General features: G+C 64.4%; 12 protein-coding genes, 1 tRNA gene and 1 pseudogene. 8 read left to right on the forward strand and 6 right to left on the reverse strand.

The window, feature by feature from the left end; genetic code table 11:
• The first annotated feature begins 81 nt into the window (after window positions 1–81).
• Both ACYOEI_RS25475 and ACYOEI_RS25480 read left to right on the forward strand, forming a co-directional pair.
• The gene (locus tag ACYOEI_RS25475; RefSeq protein ID WP_462852448.1) at window positions 82–2,001 is read left to right on the forward strand and encodes a YDG domain-containing protein; all 1,920 of its coding nucleotides are present in this window, start codon (window positions 82–84) and stop codon (window positions 1,999–2,001) included.
• A 519-nt stretch (window positions 2,002–2,520) separates the two neighbouring features.
• Window positions 2,521–3,447, forward strand: a complete 927-nt coding sequence (locus ACYOEI_RS25480; protein WP_462852449.1) for an RraA family protein — start codon at window positions 2,521–2,523, stop codon at window positions 3,445–3,447.
• A 217-nt stretch (window positions 3,448–3,664) separates the two neighbouring features.
• On the opposite strand, the gene ACYOEI_RS25485 is transcribed toward ACYOEI_RS25480, so the two are convergent.
• Window positions 3,665–4,888, reverse strand: a complete 1,224-nt coding sequence (locus ACYOEI_RS25485) for an aminotransferase class V-fold PLP-dependent enzyme (RefSeq protein ID WP_462852450.1) — start codon at window positions 4,886–4,888, stop codon at window positions 3,665–3,667.
• A 134-nt stretch (window positions 4,889–5,022) separates the two neighbouring features.
• Window positions 5,023–6,348 carry an amidohydrolase/deacetylase family metallohydrolase gene (locus tag ACYOEI_RS25490; RefSeq protein WP_462852451.1) on the reverse strand — a complete coding sequence of 442 codons (1,326 nt, stop codon included), beginning with the start codon at window positions 6,346–6,348 and terminating at the stop codon, window positions 5,023–5,025.
• 198 nt (window positions 6,349–6,546) lie between these two features.
• Between ACYOEI_RS25490 and ACYOEI_RS25495 the strand changes: the two genes are divergently transcribed.
• Window positions 6,547–7,761 (forward strand): Rid family hydrolase, encoded by a 1,215-nt coding sequence (locus ACYOEI_RS25495; protein WP_462852452.1) that lies wholly within the window; start codon window positions 6,547–6,549, stop codon window positions 7,759–7,761.
• A 153-nt stretch (window positions 7,762–7,914) separates the two neighbouring features.
• On the opposite strand, the gene ACYOEI_RS25500 is transcribed toward ACYOEI_RS25495, so the two are convergent.
• Complete coding sequence (locus ACYOEI_RS25500) at window positions 7,915–9,561, reverse strand: L-lactate permease (protein ID WP_462852453.1); 1,647 nt, start codon at window positions 9,559–9,561, stop codon at window positions 7,915–7,917.
• Window positions 9,562–9,931: 370 nt separating this feature from the next.
• Between ACYOEI_RS25500 and ACYOEI_RS25505 the strand changes: the two genes are divergently transcribed.
• Window positions 9,932–10,765: a hypothetical protein gene (locus ACYOEI_RS25505; protein ID WP_462852454.1), complete on the forward strand. Its 834-nt coding sequence runs from the start codon at window positions 9,932–9,934 to the stop codon at window positions 10,763–10,765.
• 20 nt (window positions 10,766–10,785) lie between these two features.
• Here ACYOEI_RS25505 and ACYOEI_RS25510 read toward each other — a convergent pair.
• Window positions 10,786–11,454, reverse strand: a pseudogene (locus ACYOEI_RS25510) (DNA polymerase Y family protein).
• Between the two features lie 60 nt (window positions 11,455–11,514).
• Between ACYOEI_RS25510 and ACYOEI_RS25515 the strand changes: the two are divergent.
• Entirely contained in the window at window positions 11,515–11,985 is a 471-nt protein-coding gene (locus tag ACYOEI_RS25515) for a hypothetical protein (protein WP_462852455.1), read from the forward strand.
• Window positions 11,986–12,670: 685 nt separating this feature from the next.
• Here ACYOEI_RS25515 and ACYOEI_RS25520 read toward each other — a convergent pair.
• Both ACYOEI_RS25520 and ACYOEI_RS25525 read right to left on the reverse strand, forming a co-directional pair.
• On the reverse strand, window positions 12,671–13,540 hold the full coding sequence (locus ACYOEI_RS25520) for a hypothetical protein (protein WP_462852456.1): 870 nt from the start codon (window positions 13,538–13,540) through the stop codon (window positions 12,671–12,673).
• Window positions 13,541–13,804: 264 nt separating this feature from the next.
• A tRNA-Arg gene (locus tag ACYOEI_RS25525) sits at window positions 13,805–13,878 on the reverse strand.
• 175 nt (window positions 13,879–14,053) lie between these two features.
• Between ACYOEI_RS25525 and ACYOEI_RS25530 the strand changes: the two genes are divergently transcribed.
• From ACYOEI_RS25530 to ACYOEI_RS25540, 3 genes are all read left to right on the forward strand, one after another.
• Window positions 14,054–14,344, forward strand: coding sequence for a putative quinol monooxygenase (locus tag ACYOEI_RS25530; protein WP_462852457.1), 291 nt, complete (start codon window positions 14,054–14,056; stop codon window positions 14,342–14,344).
• Window positions 14,345–14,378: 34 nt separating this feature from the next.
• A complete protein-coding gene (locus ACYOEI_RS25535; protein WP_462852458.1) occupies window positions 14,379–15,383 on the forward strand; it encodes an endonuclease/exonuclease/phosphatase family protein in 1,005 nt (334 codons plus the stop codon).
• Window positions 15,384–15,556: 173 nt separating this feature from the next.
• The gene (locus tag ACYOEI_RS25540) at window positions 15,557–17,965 is read left to right on the forward strand and encodes a right-handed parallel beta-helix repeat-containing protein (protein WP_462852459.1); all 2,409 of its coding nucleotides are present in this window, start codon (window positions 15,557–15,559) and stop codon (window positions 17,963–17,965) included.
• Window positions 17,966–17,999 lie beyond the last annotated feature (34 nt).

Genomic DNA, 17,999 nt, shown 5'->3' on the forward strand with positions numbered 1-17,999 from the left:
CCTCGGCACGAGGACGAACGACTCGCGCCATCCCCGTACCGTATCCCCCCACAAACACGGTGGTTGTTCGCTGGAGGTCTCATGTTGCGAAACTTTGGATTTGAGAACGAGAGGTTGCCGTCTCGGCCCGAGGCCGATGACACCGAGGGCCGAGGTCGGATGTCGAGCCAGGACGGTGGTCGGGCTCGCCGCGACCGCTCTCGCAGGCCGCTCGTCGTCGAGCCGGTCGAAGAACGAGTGCTCCTGAGCGGGGCGTCGCTCCGCGCATTGGCGGATGCCCCGCATCTCGGCCACTCCGCGATCGTCGGTACGAACCACGCCGGTGCCCACGAGATCCACGCGGCCGTGGCTTCGCAGGCACGTCGGGTGCCGAAGGCCGCGACGATCATGACCAACGTCTCGGGCTACGGGGTCATGAACGGGACGGCGACCCTCACGGCGACGGTGACCTCCAACGGTGCGCCGGTGCAGAACGCCATCGTCCGCTTCCAGCTCAAGGGCAAGGTCGTCGCCGTCACGTATACCGACGTCAATGGCGTCGCGGTCGTGCCCAACGTCCGGCTCAAGAACTACATCCCGGGGACCTACCCCGTCGCCATCAAGGCCGTCTACGCCGGCGATCGCACGCACCTTCGCAGCATCGGCCTCGGGGCCCTCGCGGTGAGCCAGTTCCCGGCGAGCCTCAACGACGTGTCGGGCAGCGGCCTTTACAACGGGAATGCCACGCTGACGGCCACGCTCAAGTCCAACGGGACTCCGCTCACCGGCCAGTCGGTCCAGTTCCTGGTCAATGGCAAGGTCGTCGGCACGGCCTCGACCGACGGCCAAGGGATCGCGACCCTCTCCGGCGTGCCCCTCGCGGGGATCAACACCGGGGTCTACGCCGACGCGATCACCGCGAAGTTCGAGGGGGGGATCACCTACACGCAGAGCACGAGCAGCGGCACCCTGACGGTGAACAAGTCGCTCGCAATCGTCGCCCTCGGCAACCTGACCCAGGCCTACAACGGGATGCCGAAGTCGGTCACCGTCACCACGAGCCCGGCGGGCCTGCTCACGAACGTCTCGTACACCGACTCGACCGGCAAGCCCGTGGCCAGCCCGACCGGGGTCGGGACCTACTCGGTGATCGCGACCGTCGCCGACCCGAACTACGTGGGCTTTTCCACGGGCACCCTCGTGATCACGCCGGTCCCGCTCCAGGTCAACGGCACCTTCACGGCCGCCGACAAGACCTATAACGGGACCACCACCACGTCCGTCACCGCGGCCAACGCCTCGGTGACGGGCCTGTTGGCGGGCGACTCCGCCACGCTGGTCACGACCCAGGCCTTCGGCGTCTTCGACTCGAAGAACGTCGGCACCGCCAAATTGGTGGCGGTGCTCGGCCTGGCCCTCACGGGCCCCGACGCCTCGAATTACGTCCTGATCCCGCCCACGACCACCGCGGACATCACCCCGGCGCCCATTGGCGTCTCCGGGATCGTCGCCGACAACAAGGTGTACGACGCCACCACGGGAGTTGCCCTCGACGTCTCCCAGGCCAGGCTCGACGATGACGTCCCCCCCGGCGAGGAATTATCCTTGAACTTTAGCAAGATCAAAGGCGAATTCGACAGCAAGGATGTCGGCACGGGCAAGTCGGTCGTGGTCACCGGCATCACCCTCGACGGGGCCGACGCCGCGAATTACCTGGTGATCCCGGTCACGACCACGGCCGACATCACCGCCGCCACACTCACCGTCACCGGGATCAAAGGGGTCGACAAGCCGTTCGACGGCACCACCAACGCCACCCTCGACACCTCGGCCGCCGCGCTCCAGGGAGTCCTCACCGGCGACGACGTGACGCTCGTGACCACGGGGGCCACCGGCACCTTCGACACGCCCGACGTGGGCGACAACAAGACCATCACCGTCAGCGGCCTCACCCTCGCCGGGGCCGACGCCGGGAATTACTCGTTGACTCAGCCCACCACGACCGCCAACATCACCGCATAGTCCAGCAGCAGCTCCGAAGTGGTCTGACGTACTTCAGCACACGCTCGGACGAGCCGGCTCCCCGGAAACCCGGGATTCCCTAAATCATTTTGATGCTTTCAAGCATCCTCCCGCCGTCCTCCGCCCGTCGCAAAGCTTCTTCGCCACTCCCCTTACCCAACGGCGACTTTCGCCCCCTGCCCTGAAGACTCGGCCGAGCCACCCGGATCCCGTCCCGGGCGATCGCGATCTTATAATTGCGCCAATGCCTCGGCGTGTGGGGCCGCACCCCCTCTCGACGAATGACCCGGGTCCGGGAAGAGTCTTTCAATTCGCGAGGCGACGGTTACACTCGGGGCGAATCCGGGACGGGACGAGCCGGCGAAGGGGCGACACGTCCTCGATCGATCCCCGGTCGACTCGCTCGGCCCGGCCGATGGCCCGCAATTCTTCATGACCCATCCAACCGCGTTGTTCCTCTCCGAATCGAGGGCTGGAGTCTTGATTATGCCTTTTGCGCTGGCTCGGGTAAGGGGTCGGTTGACGACGACCTTGGCGTCGTTCGTCCTGGGAGGGCTCTGTTTGGCCGCGACGGCCGACGCGCAGGAAACTCCGAGCGGGACCGCCGCGTCGAAGGCGGACGTACTGGCGCTCACCTCGACCTGGAAGGGCGAGCGATCGGCCGACGGCCGGCCGAAGGTCAGCGACGACCTGGTCCGCCGCATGAAGATGGTCTCGATTGAGGAAGCCTGGGAGCTCCTGCGGATCAAGGGCTTCGAGAACCAGTTCGCCGGCGGCTGGCAGATCCTCCGCCCGGACAAGCCGTTCGTGGGACGGGCGCTCACCGCCTCGTACCTCCCGAGCCGGCCCGACTTCGTGGAGCGCGTGAACCAGCTCGGCAAGGCCGAGGGCCGCATCGGGCCGACGAACTCGTGGCCGATCGACATGCTCCGGAAGGGGGACGTCTACATCGCCGACGGGTTCGGCAAGGTCGCCGACGGCACCCTGATCGGGGACAACCTCGGCAACGCCATCTATGCCAAGTCCGGCAACGGCGTCGTCTTCGACGCGGGCGCCCGCGACATCGACGGCCTCGCCGCGATCCACGGGTTCAACGCGTTCGTCCGGGGCTGGGACCCGTCGTTCATGAAGAATATGCTTATGTACTCGATCAACCGCCCGATCCGCATCGGCCAGGTCACGGTCCTCCCCGGCGACATCATCCTCGCCAGGCGCGAGGGCGTGATCGTCATCCCGCCCCACCTCGCCGAAGAGGTCGTCCTCAGCTCCGAAGTCGTCCGCCTCAAGGACGAGTTCGGACACCTCCGCCTCCGCGAAGGCACTTATACCCCCGGCCAGATCGACGTCCCCTGGACCGACGCCATCAAGGCCGACTTCTTCAAGTGGCTCGACGCCCAGCCCAACAAGCCCCCGACCCCTCGGGCCGAGATCGAGAAACGCCTGTAACTCGATCTCACATCTCTCTCGAAACCCGGTTTTTCTTCAAAACCGGGTCTCTGCCCCAAGGCCAGGCCACACCAACGGTTCGGTGGGCGATGCCCACCCCACGAGAAAGGCATGTTCATCCCTCGTAGGGTGGGCATCGCCCACCGAATCTGCCGGCTCACCCTTCGAAACGCGGACCGTTCTCAAAGCCGCGTTTCGAGGGAGCCCCTTTACAGCTTCAAGCACTCGCAAAGATCGCCCGAAGACGCTCGCCGACGATCGCGTCCTCGCCCGGCTCCATCATCCAGACGCCGATGGAGAGACGACGGCCGGAGCCCGGTCCGACCTCGATGCTGGGCTTGCCGGCGCGGAGCTTCTCGACGACCTGGGCGGGGGTCACGCCCAGGGCCTTCGAATCCCAGTTGATCCGGAGGTGCGGCACGGCGTTGGCGCCCGAGGGGACGTAGACCTCGGTCTTGACGTCCTTGAACGACGCGAGGGCGTCGGAGATCGTCTTACAGCGCCCTTCCCAATCCTTCCAAACCGCAGCGTGGTCTTCCTTGAGGTAGGTCTCGAGGGCCACGAGCATCCCGATGATCTCTTCCTTGTTGACCTTGTTCGTGCGGCCGATCGTGTCGCCGTTGGGGCTGGTGTTGAGCTTGGCGGCGGCGATCAGGTCCTTGTCGCCGAGCAAGAGCCCCGCCGACTGCGGCCCGCGCAGGCCTTTGCCGCCGGAGAAGGCGACGAGGCTGAAGCCGAGCTTCGTGAATCGCCAGAGGTTGTCGACCGGGGGGACATCCGCCGCCGCGTCGATCAGCGTGGGGATCTTGTGCTTCTTGGCGATCGCGATGAATTCTTCGTGGTGGACCTTCCCGCTCGAGTCCGCGGAGTTCAGGAAGAACATCATCGCGGTCTTGTCGTTGATCGCCTTCTCGAGTTCCTCGGCCGTCTCGACCTCGACCATCTTGACGCCGGTGTTGCGGATGGCGTGGTCGTAGTTGACGCGATGGGAGCGCTGGACGATGACCTCGCTCTTCATGCCTTCGAGGTTCGGCAGCCGGCTCATCTTGTCCTTGTCGGAGCCGGTGAGGCAGGCGGCGGTCCCGAGCATCATGGCCGAGGCACAGCCGGACGTCACCAGGGCCGCGGGGCAGCCGATCAGCTCGGAGATCTTCCGGCCGACGGCGGCATGGACCTCGTCCAGCATCACGAACTTTCGCGAGGCGGCCTGCATGGCCGCCATGACTTCGGGACGCATCAACGACCCGGTCATCATCGTGAAGGTGCCGGCCGCGTTGATGAAGCTCCGGACGCCGAGCTCCTCGATCATGTCACGTCCCGGCGAGTGATCGGCGGCCGCGGCGGCGTACGCCTCGCCGCCGGGGAGGAGCATGCGCACGCCGGGCAGGCCGGCAAGGACGCTGAGGAACGCTCGACGCTTGGTCTTCAGGGAACCGCCCATCTCGATTGGCCTCCGACGTTCGTGGATCTTCGGGAGACTCGACGTGACGCAACACCGTCCGGGGTGATCGTTGATCGAATTGGCCGAGGAGAGGACGGCCGAGGAGAGTCTGTCGACTTGGCGCGCCCTCCAGGTTACCGGGCGATCGCTCGGGAAATGGTCCGACGGACCCACTCGTCGAACGGCTCTCGGTTCCCGTCCCAGATCCGGGCCCCCGTGGACCGGTAATCCTTGGGGAGGGTCTTCCAATCGGGGCGGGAAAGGCCGTTCAGCTCGTAGACGATCCTCCCGTTGCGGACGGTCATCTCGCAGGACAACCTCTTGTCGCCGCGGAGGAGCGCCCCGTAGCCGTCGATGTAGCCGAAGGAGCCGGTCTCGAGCCGCAGGACGGCGACATCCGCCGGTGCGCCGACCGAGAGGTTCCCGAGTTGTTCCTGACGGAGCGAACGCGCGGGGTTCCAGGTCGAGCGGAGGATCACGTCCTCGAGCGGCATCCCCAGGACGAGGAACTTGCTCATGACGTTCAGCATGTCCTTCATGCCCGCGAGTGCGCTATTGATGTGGAGGTCCGTCGAGATCGTATCGGGCTTGAATCCTTCCTCGTAGATCGGGACCGCGACCCGCCACGCGAAGCTGCCCCCGCCGTGTCCGACGTCGAAAAGGATCCCGCGCTTCCGGCCTTCGAACAACGCCGGGTTCGCATGGCCCGAGGGGTCGAGCTCGCCGCGGAGGCCCGAGTAGACGTGGGTGTAGATGTCACCCGGGCGGAGCTTCTTCGTCAGCAGTTCCTCGAGCGACTTCGTCTTCGGGTTCGCCCGACCGAAGTCGATCATCACGGGGATGCCCGCCAATCGGCCGGCCTCCACGGCCCGGTCCACCGCGGCGAAGTCGGCGCCTGGGTAGTGGGCCGTCTTGATCCCGACGACCCAATCCTTGTACTTCTTGGCCATCGCGGCCGTGGGCTCGGGCTGCATGTCGCCGAGGTCCCGCTCGAAGTTCCTCCCGCGCATGCCGTGCCCGACGATGTTGATGAACGCCAGGACGCGGGTCCTCGAGCGGTCGATGATCCGCGTCTTGAACTCCTCGAAGTCCCGCCAACCGGCGCATCCGGCGTCGGCGACCGTCGTCACCCCGGCGCGGAAGGTGAAGCCGTCGGGGGCGACGCTCTGCCCGCCGACATAAGAGTTCCGCTCACCAGGGCCCGCGAACACGTGCACATGCTCGTCCACGAGCCCGGGGGTGACGTAGAGTCCCGAGACATCCACGCTCTTCAACGCCTTGGCGGGGTCGATGTTCGGCGCGACCTCCGCGATCTTGCCGTCGAGGATCGCGACGTCGGCGACGGCATTCCTGTGATTCTTGGGGTCGATGACGTGGCCGCCACGCAACAAAAGATGATACTGCGGCTGCACGCTCGCACTCGCGGCGAGGATCAGAATAAGACCGGCTGGCAGCGACATCGTGGTCCCCTCGCGGATGTCCGGGGTGTTTGGAAGCGTCGTGTCGTCCCACCCACATGTTGGGACAACGGCGACTCCGAATCAAGCCGGGCGCAGGCCGACGGACGATAGAATGCGTGCGCGCGGTCTGATACACTCGCCGCCGACGTCGACACATCCGCCTATACCTCCGGAATTCGCACGAAAAGGATGGGAGACATGAGCAGAGTTCGTCTGGTCGCCCTCGCGCCGATCGCCCTGGCCCTCGGCCTCGCCCAGCCGGCCGTCGGCCAGGCTCCTGCCAAGAAGTTCATCACGAAGAACGGCGAACGCCCCAAGGCGCTCTTCGCCCCCGGCGTGATGGTCGGGAAGACGCTCTACGTCGCGGGCAAGGGGGACTACCGCCCCGACGCCCCCTTCCCGGAGAAGGTCCAGAACTGCCTCAACGAGATCCGCAAGACCTTGCAGATGGCCGGCCTCGACATGGGACACGTGGTGAAGTCGTTCGTCTACCTCGAGGATCCCGACAAGTACGCCGAGATGAACGCCGAGTACGCGAAGTTCTTCCCGAAGAACCCGCCCGCGCGGACGACCCTGGGCGTCCCCCAGGTCCCGGGCGAGTCTCGCGTCGAGATCACCTGCATCGCGTATAGCGACCTCGCCGAGCGGAAGGCGATCGGCTCGCCCCCCGAAGGGCGTCCCTACAGCCCCGGGATCCAGGCGGGCGACACGGTTTACGTCTCGGGCAAAGGGGACCAGACCGCCGACGGCAAGCATCCCGAGACGTTCGAGGAGCAGGTCCGCCAGTGCATGAAGAACGTCCAGTCGACGCTCAAGGAGGCGAACCTGGATTTCAAGAACGTCGTCATGAGCCACGTCTTCCTCGACAAGTATGAGAACCTCGAGGTCGCGGCCAAGGTCTACAAGGAATTCTTCCCGGAGGGTGACGAACCCGCCTGCTCCACCGTCTTCGTCGACTGGATCCCCGGCGGCTCCCACGTCGAAGTGACCTGCTTCGCCACCACCGACCTGGCCAACCGCAAGGTCATCCGCCCGGCCGACTTCAAGCCCGGCCCGATGGAAGCCTCGGTCGTCGCGAGCCCCGGCATCCTGGCCGGCAACACGCTCTACATGTCCGGCCTCTCCGCCTTCAAGGTCGGCGGCAGCCCCGTCACCGCGAAACTCGAAGAACAGGTCGTCGAGATGGCCAAGAACCACACCGCCGTCCTCGAGGCCGCCGGCCTGACCCCCGAAGACATCGTCGCGGGCTGGGTCTACCTCAAAGACATGAAAGACTACAAGCCCATGAACGACGTCTACGGCAAGTTCTACTCCAAGGGCCCCGGCGTCCGCACCTGCCTGATGCCGAACTCCTCCTACGAAAAGAACGACATCCTCGTCCGCGGCTCGTTCATCGGCGCACGGACGAAATAAACGCCCATCGCCGGAAGGGAGAACCATCCGCAGATGACGCAGATGACCGCAGATTAAAACCAATTCTATTTTTAGTGATCTCCATCTGCGTTCATCTGCGTCATCTGTGGATCGTCTGTTCTCCGTCCCTTCTTATCCGTGTTTCATCCGTGTTCAATCCGTGGCTAAAGTCCCCTCCGGGATCCACCCCGGGAACACAAACGCAAACGCCGTGACGATCAACCCCACGATCGCGACGAGCGCCAGGCTGTGCTTGAGGACCGCCCGGAAGATCGCCGCCTCGTTGCCCGTCTGCTGGGTCGCGGCTCCCGCGACGACGATCGACTGCGCGTCGATCATCTTGCCCATCACCCCACCGCTCGAATTGGCCGCCGCCATCAGCACCGGCGAGAGCCCGAGGCGCTCGGCGGTGACCTTCTGCAGGTTCCCAAAAAGGGCGTTCGAGCCCGCGTCCGTCCCCGTCAAAGCCACGCCCAACCAGCCGAGCAGTGTGCCGAAGAACGGGAAGCCCGCGCCGGTGTGGGTCAGGCTCAGGCCGAGGATCGTGTCCATGCCCGAGTAGCGAGTGACGAACGCCAAGCCCACCATGAAGCTGATGGCCAGCAGCGATGGGGCCATCCGAACGACCGTCCTGCCCAGGATCTGCGCGACTCGAACGGGAGAGAGCCCGAGGCCGAACGCGGAGAGGAATCCGCCGAGGAAGACCGCCGTCCCCGGCAACGTGAGCACGTTCAGGTCGACGAAGGCATCCTCGGGCGTTGGCTCCTTCACGACCGGCGGGACCCGGACCACGGCCTTATGGAGCCCGGGCATCGGTTGCTTCAGGGTGGGGAGGCTCAAAGCCGCGACGACCTTCGGCTGGGTCGCGAGGAAGATGAGCAGCGAGGCGAGCAAGAACGGCGACCACCCTTTGAGCACGGCGAAGACCGAGTGGTGCCGCACCTCGGGCGTACCGGCCATCCCGTGGTCATGCCCGAGGACGACCGCCGGACGCCAGATCTTCAGGAACGCAACCATGGCGAGCAGCGAGACAAGAGCGGCGACCATGTCGACCAGTCCAGAGTCCTGGTAGTTGGACCAGTAGAACTGCGTCAGCGCGAAGGAGAGCCCGCTGACGACGAGCGCCGGCCAGACGGCGAACGTCTCGCGCCAGCCGACCATGCTCCGGACGAGCCAGAGCGGCAGGATCGCGGAGAGCGGCGGGAGGATCCGGCCCGTCATGGCGCTGAGCGCGGCCTCGGGCAGGCCGGTGACGCCCGCCAGGACCCGGACCGGATTGCCGACGCCCCCCCAGGCGACCGGCGCCGTGTTCGCGACCAGGCAAAGCGTCGCCGCCTGGAACGGGTCGAAACCCAGGCCGATCAGGAACGACCCCGCGATCGCCACGGGCGCACCGCCGCCTCCGGTCCCTTCGAGGAAGGCCCCGAAGCAGAAGGCCACGAGGATCAGTTGGAGCCGACGGTCCGCCGAGAGCGACGCGATCGACTCCTTCATCACCGAGAACTGCCCCGTCTCGACGGCGATCTCATACAGGAAGATCGACGCGACGATGATCCAGGCGATCCGCCATAAGCCGAACTGGACGCCGAGCGCAAACGCCCCGCCCACCAGGGACGGCGGCATCTTGAAGACGACCAGTGCCAGCATCACCGCGACCAACGCCCCCGCCAGCGCCGCGACCCAGACCCGGGCCTTGAGCACCAGGAGCACGAAGAAGAGCGACAGCACCGGCAACGCCGCGACCATGGTGGAGAGCGGCCAGGCATTCAGCGGGTCGTAGTCTTGTGACCAGGGACTCACGTCTCGTCCTCCCGGCGTCGACGAGGGCCGGATCACGGCCCCGCGTATCAGGCCGCTCTCCGTGAGCCTCTCGAAGGCCGCAATGCCTGAATGAATTCCGAACCCCAACGATCGAAGCCGAGTCGACCGTCGCCGCATCGAACGGTGAAATCCCGACCCGCCTGAGTCATCGCCAGATGCGAATCGGTTCACCCACCGTGCCAGAAGCCAAACACTCTAGGAGATGCGTCCCCCCGTGTCGATCGGGCACCGCAGACACACCGGCCTCAGCATGCCTCAGCGCGAGTCTCCACGAAAGGAATCCGTAAGCGAAACGTCGCGAAGGGGCAGAACTATGGAGGAACCCTCGACGCATAGGAAACCGAAAGCCATGCTCAGACGGCTCGCTTCGATCGTTCTTCTCGTGGGACTCACGGCAGAGGCCCAGACGGTACCCCTGCCCCCGACGACACCCTACCCCGTTCAGCGAGGGAATCTGGGGATCGGGGTCAACCCGACTCCCGTCCCGCTGGTGACCCTGATCCATCACCCGGCGATCCAGGCCGAATTGAAGATGACAAGGGCCCAGGCCGAACGCATCGCCTCGCTTCAAGAAGAGCGTCCCGTCGCGATGGATCGCGTGATGGCGGACTATCGCGCCAGCACGCCCCCGCCGGATCAGGCCGATCCCGAGGTGGTTCAGCTCGTGAAGCAGCAGATGAACGAAGCCCGAGCCACGATCAACGAGCAGTGGGAGTGGTCCACGCTCAACGTCCTGAAGCCTCAGCAGCGCTCACGCCTGGTCCAGGTGCAGGCCCAGGCCGAAGGGCCGTTCGCGTTCACTCGACCCGACTTCGTCGAGAAGATGAACCTGAGCCCTGAGCAAATCGAGTTGATCCAGGAGATCGTCGCCCAAGGCCGAGAGATCATGTGGGAAACCTCGGCCATCCCCCTCCCCCAGCCGCCCGACGATCACCCACTCACCCCGGAAGAACGCATGGACTCGACCAAATCGAAAGAGTTCAAGGAGGCGGCCAAGAAAGGGCGAACCGCGACGCTGAAAGCACGTGCCGAGACGATGCAAGCGATTACCAAGCTCTTCACCAAAGGGCAGCGCGCAAACTACCGCCGACTGCTCGGGCCCCCCTACGACCTCGCGAAGCTGCAGCCCCCGGCTTCGCCGGGCGAGAAACCCGCGACGAAGGAAACGTCTCCTCACAAGTAGGTCGACCTTCGGCCGAGGCGTCATCGCATCGGCCGAGGATCGAGGTCGGGGACGTCAAAAGCACATCTTCCCCCGCACGTCGCAGATGTCGTAAGAGTTCGAGGTGTTTTGGTAGACGTTGGCCAGGGGCAGAGTCGCCCGGCGACCCCGGAGATCTCGGTCACCGGCAATCTCGCCAGCAATGCCTCCGCCGCGTCGTCGTCGAGGATCGCCTCCGCCCCGTAGGGCTTGGCCGAGTCCGAGATCAGCTTCGCCAGCGTCCGGCTCCGCGCGATCCCGACGGTCACGGGGACCCGGACCTGCTCCCTAATCCTGTTGCGGATCGCCTCGGCCGTCTCTTGCAGGTCCTCGCCCCGCAGCAGGATCGCGGCGAAGAAGAATTCGTCGATCGAGTCATACTCGACCCGGGGCGAGAACTCCTGGATCGTCTCGAACATCATCCGCGAGAGCACTTCGTAACCTGCGGAAGTCCCGCTTCACGTCGAGGCCATCCGGACATTTCTCGAGGGCTTCCCAGATCGGCTCCCCCGTCTTCACCCCGCCTTCATCTCGTAGCTCTTCGCGATCACGCACGCGCCCTGGTTCCCCAACACGCCCACGGGCAGGTCGGCGAGGTGCGTGTAACGCACACGTTCGGCGGACACGTAAAAACAATCCGCGTCCAGATGTCCCACGAGACCTTGGCGCATGAGCGAAAGTATAGTAGAGAACAGACGATCAGAACAAGGCCGACAGGAGCCATTCGGCGGGTGTGTCTCGGTATCGCACTGGCAGGGAATGAATTGCCCACGGAGTTGCTGGGGCTGCCCGGCCTGGTCCGGCGCCGCTACGTTCGCGGCGACGGCGAGGAATATCGTTTCCTCTGGCGAGACAGGAACCCGAGGCTGCCGATCCGGCGCGACGGCCGGCTTGTCCTCGCCCGCTGGGGCAATGGCCGCGGGCAGAGCCGCTTCCTGCCCAGGACCGGCTGGACGTGGCGGGCGACGATCGAAGAAGGCGGCTGGCGGAACATCGAAGCGAGGCTCGTCGACATCCCCGCCAGCTTCGGCCTGGAACGCCGAGGCGTCTGGTACTTGATCGAAGCCGGGATCCGAGGCCTGCTGGTCGCGGATGAGCGGGGCAACGCCGTCGCCTACATCGTCTGCGAACCAGCCACCCACTACTACCAGACCATGACGGGTTCACCGAGGATGCCCATGCTCATTGACCAGCGCATTTGACACACGAGTGGATTCGACCTGACGGCCTCGGCTCGACATGGCCAGCGTCGGTCGAACGAGCGTCGTCAAGCGACACATCGCAATCCGACGCCTGCTGGCCGGGAGAGCAAATCAAAAGCACGGGGAGGACGAATCGTCGAGAGGAAGACGGCCGACTCCGTCGAGGAATTCGAGCGGGTACCGAGGGTTGGGCCGAAGAGGATGGCGGAATTAAGCGGCACGCCTGAACTGCGTGACAGGCATCCCCTTCTTCGAGACCGAGACCGGCGTGTCCGCAAACAGTGGCCTCAGCTCGGGTGGCAACGCCGTTGATGCGGACGAGTCGGCATCGGAGACTTCGACGGCTCGAGCGTTCCGGCGGGAAGTAGGAATAAAACGACACAACGACCCACGACCAGATCACGATCGCGACACCAGCGAGAAGCCAAACCCAAATCGCACCGATCTCGGGGACTTTGTTAGGCGGCGGGCGATCCGGACCATCGATGTCCGGATCGTAATTCCCTCGAAGATCTGTCTCCATGGAATGGCACTCCTCGGGCTTGGCCATCAACTTTACCTTCTCCAACTCCCTGTGGAATGTCAAAGGAGGCCAAACGGTTTCGTTTGCCCCTCCGTCAACGAAGTCCCCTGATACTCCAAAAACTTTGATTCGATATTTCTAAATACAAAAACTAATTTAATATTAATACTCCAAATACAAAGCAAGCCCCTGATCGACGCAGTCTCCGGCCCACCGAAGGAATTCCAACAACCAAGGGTCGCGAGCCTTTTCCTTGAAATCGTCAAGTGTGCGGGCGTAGTTCTCCTCGTAGTCGGGAATCGCCCAATCGCCGTGGACGATGGAATTCCAGGCTCGCGTCAGCTCGAGCAGGATCGCGAGGTCTTCATACAAGGCCCCGTAACCGACGTCGCGGCCATTATGGATAGCGGAAAGGTCGTCGAGCGGATCAATCCAAGCCTCTATCACGACTGGTTCGGAGAGCCTCAGGATCTTCTCCCGTAGTTCGGCCAAGTCGGGCGACTTCGCCCAGTCACCGTTCTGTTTCAATGTTGCCCACGCGTTGCCGCGGAGGTAAGACCAGTGGTAGTGCATAAAATCACTGGTCGCACACAGATGAAGTTCGCTGAGATAGAGGTCGATCTTGCCGCCAACGACCTGCTCGATCCACTGCCGCCATTCTCCGATCTGAAGGCGGAGCGACTCGGGAAGCAAAGTACGGTTCGCTTGAAGTCGCCAGAGCGGCGGGAAAATCGGGTTATTCGTGATCGCTGAGACCCGCCAGGATGCCGCCAACTCGGGGATATCCGAGGGACAGTTTCGTGCATCATCCCAGTCGGGGAAGGAGAGGCATTCGAAGAATGCATCCGAGGCAGCACGATACGCATCGAGGTGAAGCCGCTCGTTCAGAGCGCGTCGGACTGCGTCGTAGTCGGAACTTGCGAGAGACGACCAGCCCCACATCGACTGGGATGCGATGGCTTGCTGCTCAACCAACGCCTCGAGTCGATCAAGTGAAGAAGCTCTCGGCAGCGTGGCTCGGACCCAATTCACTCCCATCTGGGCTCCTTCGAGTCGACAAAGGCCGGTCGGGGCGAAGGCGAGGCGGTTGGACCGACGGAGTCGATCAAGGCATCAATGCGTCCGAGTCCGCCGTGTGAGCATTCGTCAGGCTCGCCGGTACACTCGACCGCCGCCAGATCCGCCAGCTCGGTCTGTGACTTTACGCAGAGTACAGATGCGGGGCCACTCGTCGAAGGAGAGGATCGAAACGTTCGAAACGAAAAACCCCTGGTTTCCCAGGGGTTTGCGTCTCAGTATGCCCGGCAGGACTTGAACCTGCAACCTTTAGCTCCGGAGGCTAACGCTCTATCCAATTGAGCTACGGGCACGTCAGAAACTTATTTCAATCGAAGGACGGCTCATTGTCAAGGGTGGGCCGATCTTCGTCGCGAGGCAAAGGCAACCTTCGAGGATCCTCGATTTGACTACCGGGGCGGCCGTGACGCCGCGTAGGATGGTGGGCCTTCACGCCGGATCAGCCCGGTCGTTATGGGGGGGAGTCCGATGATTTGTGTCGCCGTAACGTATCTCATCAAGGCCGGACACGAGGAGGAGGCGGTCGCCTTGTTCCGCCCGCTGGCCGAGCAGACGCGTCAGGAACCGGGGTGCCGGCTCTATCTGGCGCATCGGTCGCCGACCGAGCCGAGTCGGTTCTTCCTCTATGAGCAGTACGACGACCAGGCGGCCCTCGACGCGCATCGCGCCTCGCCGCATTTCGTCGAATATGCGGTCGGCGGTCTATTCAAGATCATCGAGAGCCGGTCGCCCGAAGTCTACGAACTCCTGGTCGACTGAACGGAGTACGGTCGGCGAGAGCGAGGAACGGCGCATGGATGAACCGGAGGTCGGTGATCGAAATCCTGGCCGCCAAACTCATCGAGCGGGTTTCCGGCTCCTGGCTCTCGTCTCTTGTGTGTGGGCCGCCTGGCTCATGGGCCAGGTTGTCCGCGACCGCTCCTGGCTGTTTGGTCTCCTGTTCGACTTCCCCTCGTCGATCATGGCGGGACTCTGCGTCGCCGCGACTGTGCGACTCCGGTCGAAGGGGGAGAAACGGCTGGCCGTCGCCCTGGGACTTCTCGCGCTGGCCCCGATAGGCATGGTGGGCCTGGTCGAAAACCAGTGGAGGCGTCCAAGGATCACAAGTCCTGCGGGCGAGGCGTTCACGCTGAGCCACTGGAACCTTGGCTACGGCATCTGGGGGCTCCGAGGAGTCGAGGATGTGCTGTTGGACCGACGCTCTCACCTCTACGTGCTCTCGGAGGCTCCCGTAGGATTTGAAACCAGGCTCGCGAAGAGACTCGGGCCGGGGTACACCGCGGTTCGAATGGGCACGATGGCGGTCGTCGCCGAAGGTCGGGTAAGCCCGCCTCGCCGACTGACCGAGGGGCGGACGATCCAGGTCGACATGATGAGTTGGGAAAGCCGTGGCGAGCGTCTCGAGATCTTCGCCGTCGATATCGGCTCCAGCCTTCGAGTCGCCCGCGACCCCTTGCTCCGCCAACTCCAAATCCTCATGGAAACGCATCGGCCCGATGTGGTGGTCGGCGACTTCAACTCCCCTCGACGCTCGAGGGCACTCTGCCCTCCGCCCGAAGGTTTTGTGCACGCCTACGACGTTGCGGGATCGGGTTGGTCGGCGACGTGGCCGGTCCCCTGCCCTGTTCTGGCGATCGACCAATGCCTCGTCTCCTCGAGGATCTCGCCGATCCGTTACGACCTCGACTCGACCTGGCATAGCGACCACCGACTCCAACAACTCGAGTTCGTCGTCGCCCACAACCAGGATGGTGACGGAGTCGATCATCGGACTCGACCGGAAGCTCGAGCGAGGTAGGACGGCCGGCTGTCACGCCGGTTCGATCTCACGCTTGGCGGATTCGGAGTTCCTCGACGCCGGGTTTCGTCGAGGCGAGAGGATGAACGCCCCGTTCGGGAGGGTTTCTCGACCTTTCCACTCGTGGGCAACTCGCCAGTGCCGAATTCACGAAGACCGAAGGGATATGACCGGTGAAGAATTCAAGACCCATACTCCTCGGGGTCGTCCTCTCCCTGCTGGCGTCAAGTCTCCAGGCCGCCGAGTTTCACGTCAGTCCTCGGGGGGATGACCGGAATCCGGGCACGGCGGAGCGTCCCTGGAAGAGCTTGGCGGGCGCCAGGGATGGCGTGAGAACGCTCAAGGCAAAGTCCTCAGGACCGATCACGGTGGTCATCCACGCGGGGGCATACTCCCTGCCGGAGACCCTGGTGTTCGGCCCCGAGGACTCGGGGACCGCTGAGGCGACGATCACGTATCGGGCGATGCCGGGGGACGAAGTGGTCATCAGCGGTGGAGTCGTACTCGAGCCAAGATGGACGCCGCATCGGGACGGAATCTTCAAGGCCGACGTTCCCGAAGGGTTCCGGACGGACCAACTTTTTGTCGACGGGGAACGTCAACCGCTCGCGCGATTTCCCGATGAAGATCCCAAGGCCCAGTACTTCAACGGCTCGGACCGAGACGCCTTCGGCCCGGAGCGCGCGAAGCGCTGGTCGGATCCGAGGGGTGGGTTCATCCACGCGATGCACAAGCACATGTGGGGTGATTTCCACTACAGGATCACGGGGAAGGACGCGGAGGGGAACGTCACGTACGAGGGGGGGTGGCAGAACAACCGCCGTCTCGGGATGCACGACGAGATCCGGTTCGTGGAGAACGTGTTCGAGGAGCTCGATGCCCCCGGCGAATGGTTCCTCGACGAGAAGGCCCACACCCTGTATGTCTACCCGCCCAAGGGTGTCGACCTCGCGAGGGCCAGGGTCGAGGCAGTCCGCCTGGGGCACCTGGTCGAGTTCAAGGGGAACGAGACTCAGCCGGTCCGGTTCGTCGCCCTCTCGGGGTTCGTCTTCAGGCACGCCTCGCGGACCTTCATGGAGAATCGGGAGCCCTTGCTCCGCAGCGATTGGACGACCTATCGCGGCGGGGCCGTCGTCTTCGAGAACGCCGACGACTGTTCGCTTGAGGAGAGCACGATCGACCGCGTCGGTGGGAACGCCATATTCGTGAACCGAGGGAACCGTCGCGTCGCGGTCCGGCGCTGTCGGATCACGCAGGCCGGGGCCAACGGCGTTGCGTTCGTGGGAGACCCCAAGGCCGTGCGAAACCCGTTGTTCGAATACGGGGAACGACAGGGCCTCGGGGCGATCGACAGGACCTCGGGCCCGGAGACGGACGATTACCCCGCGGACGGGCTCGTCGAGGATTGCCTGATCGAGCGGACCGGACGGTTCGAGAAGCAATCGGCACCCGTCCAGATCGCCATGGCGAGGAGGATCACCGTCCGGCATTGCTCGATCTACGACGTCCCCCGCGCCGGCATCAACATCGGGGACGGATGCTGGGGCGGGCACATCATCGAGTTTTGCGACGTCTTCGACACCGTGAAGGAGACGGGCGACCACGGGTCGTTCAACTCCTGGGGACGCGACCGGTACTGGGGGCTGACGGACGTCGACCTGAACACGATCTCCGGGGGCGAACTGCGCGACCTGCCGAAGCTGGACGCGGTCGAGCCCAACATTCTTCGCAACAACCGCTGGCGGTGCGACCACGGGTGGGATATCGACCTCGACGACGGATCGTCGAACTATCAGATTTACAACAATCTCTGCTTGAACGGCGGGATCAAGCTGCGCGAGGGGTTCGACCGGACGTGTGAGAACAACGTCATGGTGAACAACTCGTTCCACCCGCACGTCTGGTACGTGGGGAGCGAGGACCGGTTCCGACGCAATATTGTGTTCAAGGAGTACGCGCCGATCAACGTCCCGAAGCCCTGGGGGCGGGAGTGCGACTTCACTCTATCGCACACGCCCGGCAAGTCGACCGCGACCCCTGCGAAGGCCTTGCAGGCGCAGAGCGGTCGCGACGAGCATTCGGTCGAGGCCGACGCGACGTTCGTCGACCCTTCGCGGGGCGACTACCGCGTGGCGGAGGGCTCGCCGGCGCTCGCGCTCGGATTCAAGAACTTCCCGATGGATCAGTTCGGCGTCCGCGACCCTAGGCTGAGAGCGATCGCACGGACCCCACTCCTGCCGGGGAGCGAGGCCACGGCCACGGCAACGGCTCGACTGGCTCGCGAAGGGGGATGGCTCGGGGCGAAGGTCAAGGACGTCTCGGGACCCGGGGAGGTCTCCGCGGCGGGACTGCCCGGAGAAGTCGGTGTGCTCGTTCTCGACGTTCCGAAAGCTAGTCGGGCTGCCAAGGCGGGATTGAAGCGTTCTGATGTGATTCTCAAACTCGACGACAAGGCCATCGGGTCACTCGATGACCTTGAGACGGCGACGAAGGCCGCTTCGACAGGGAAAGGCTTCACCCTGGCCGTGTGGCGGGGGCAAGTCGAGTTCGCGATCCCTATCGAAGCCGATCGACCCCGTTGAGCCCTGCCTTCGAATCCCGGTTGTCTCTTTAAAA

This window comes from Singulisphaera rosea (genome assembly GCF_054877945.1).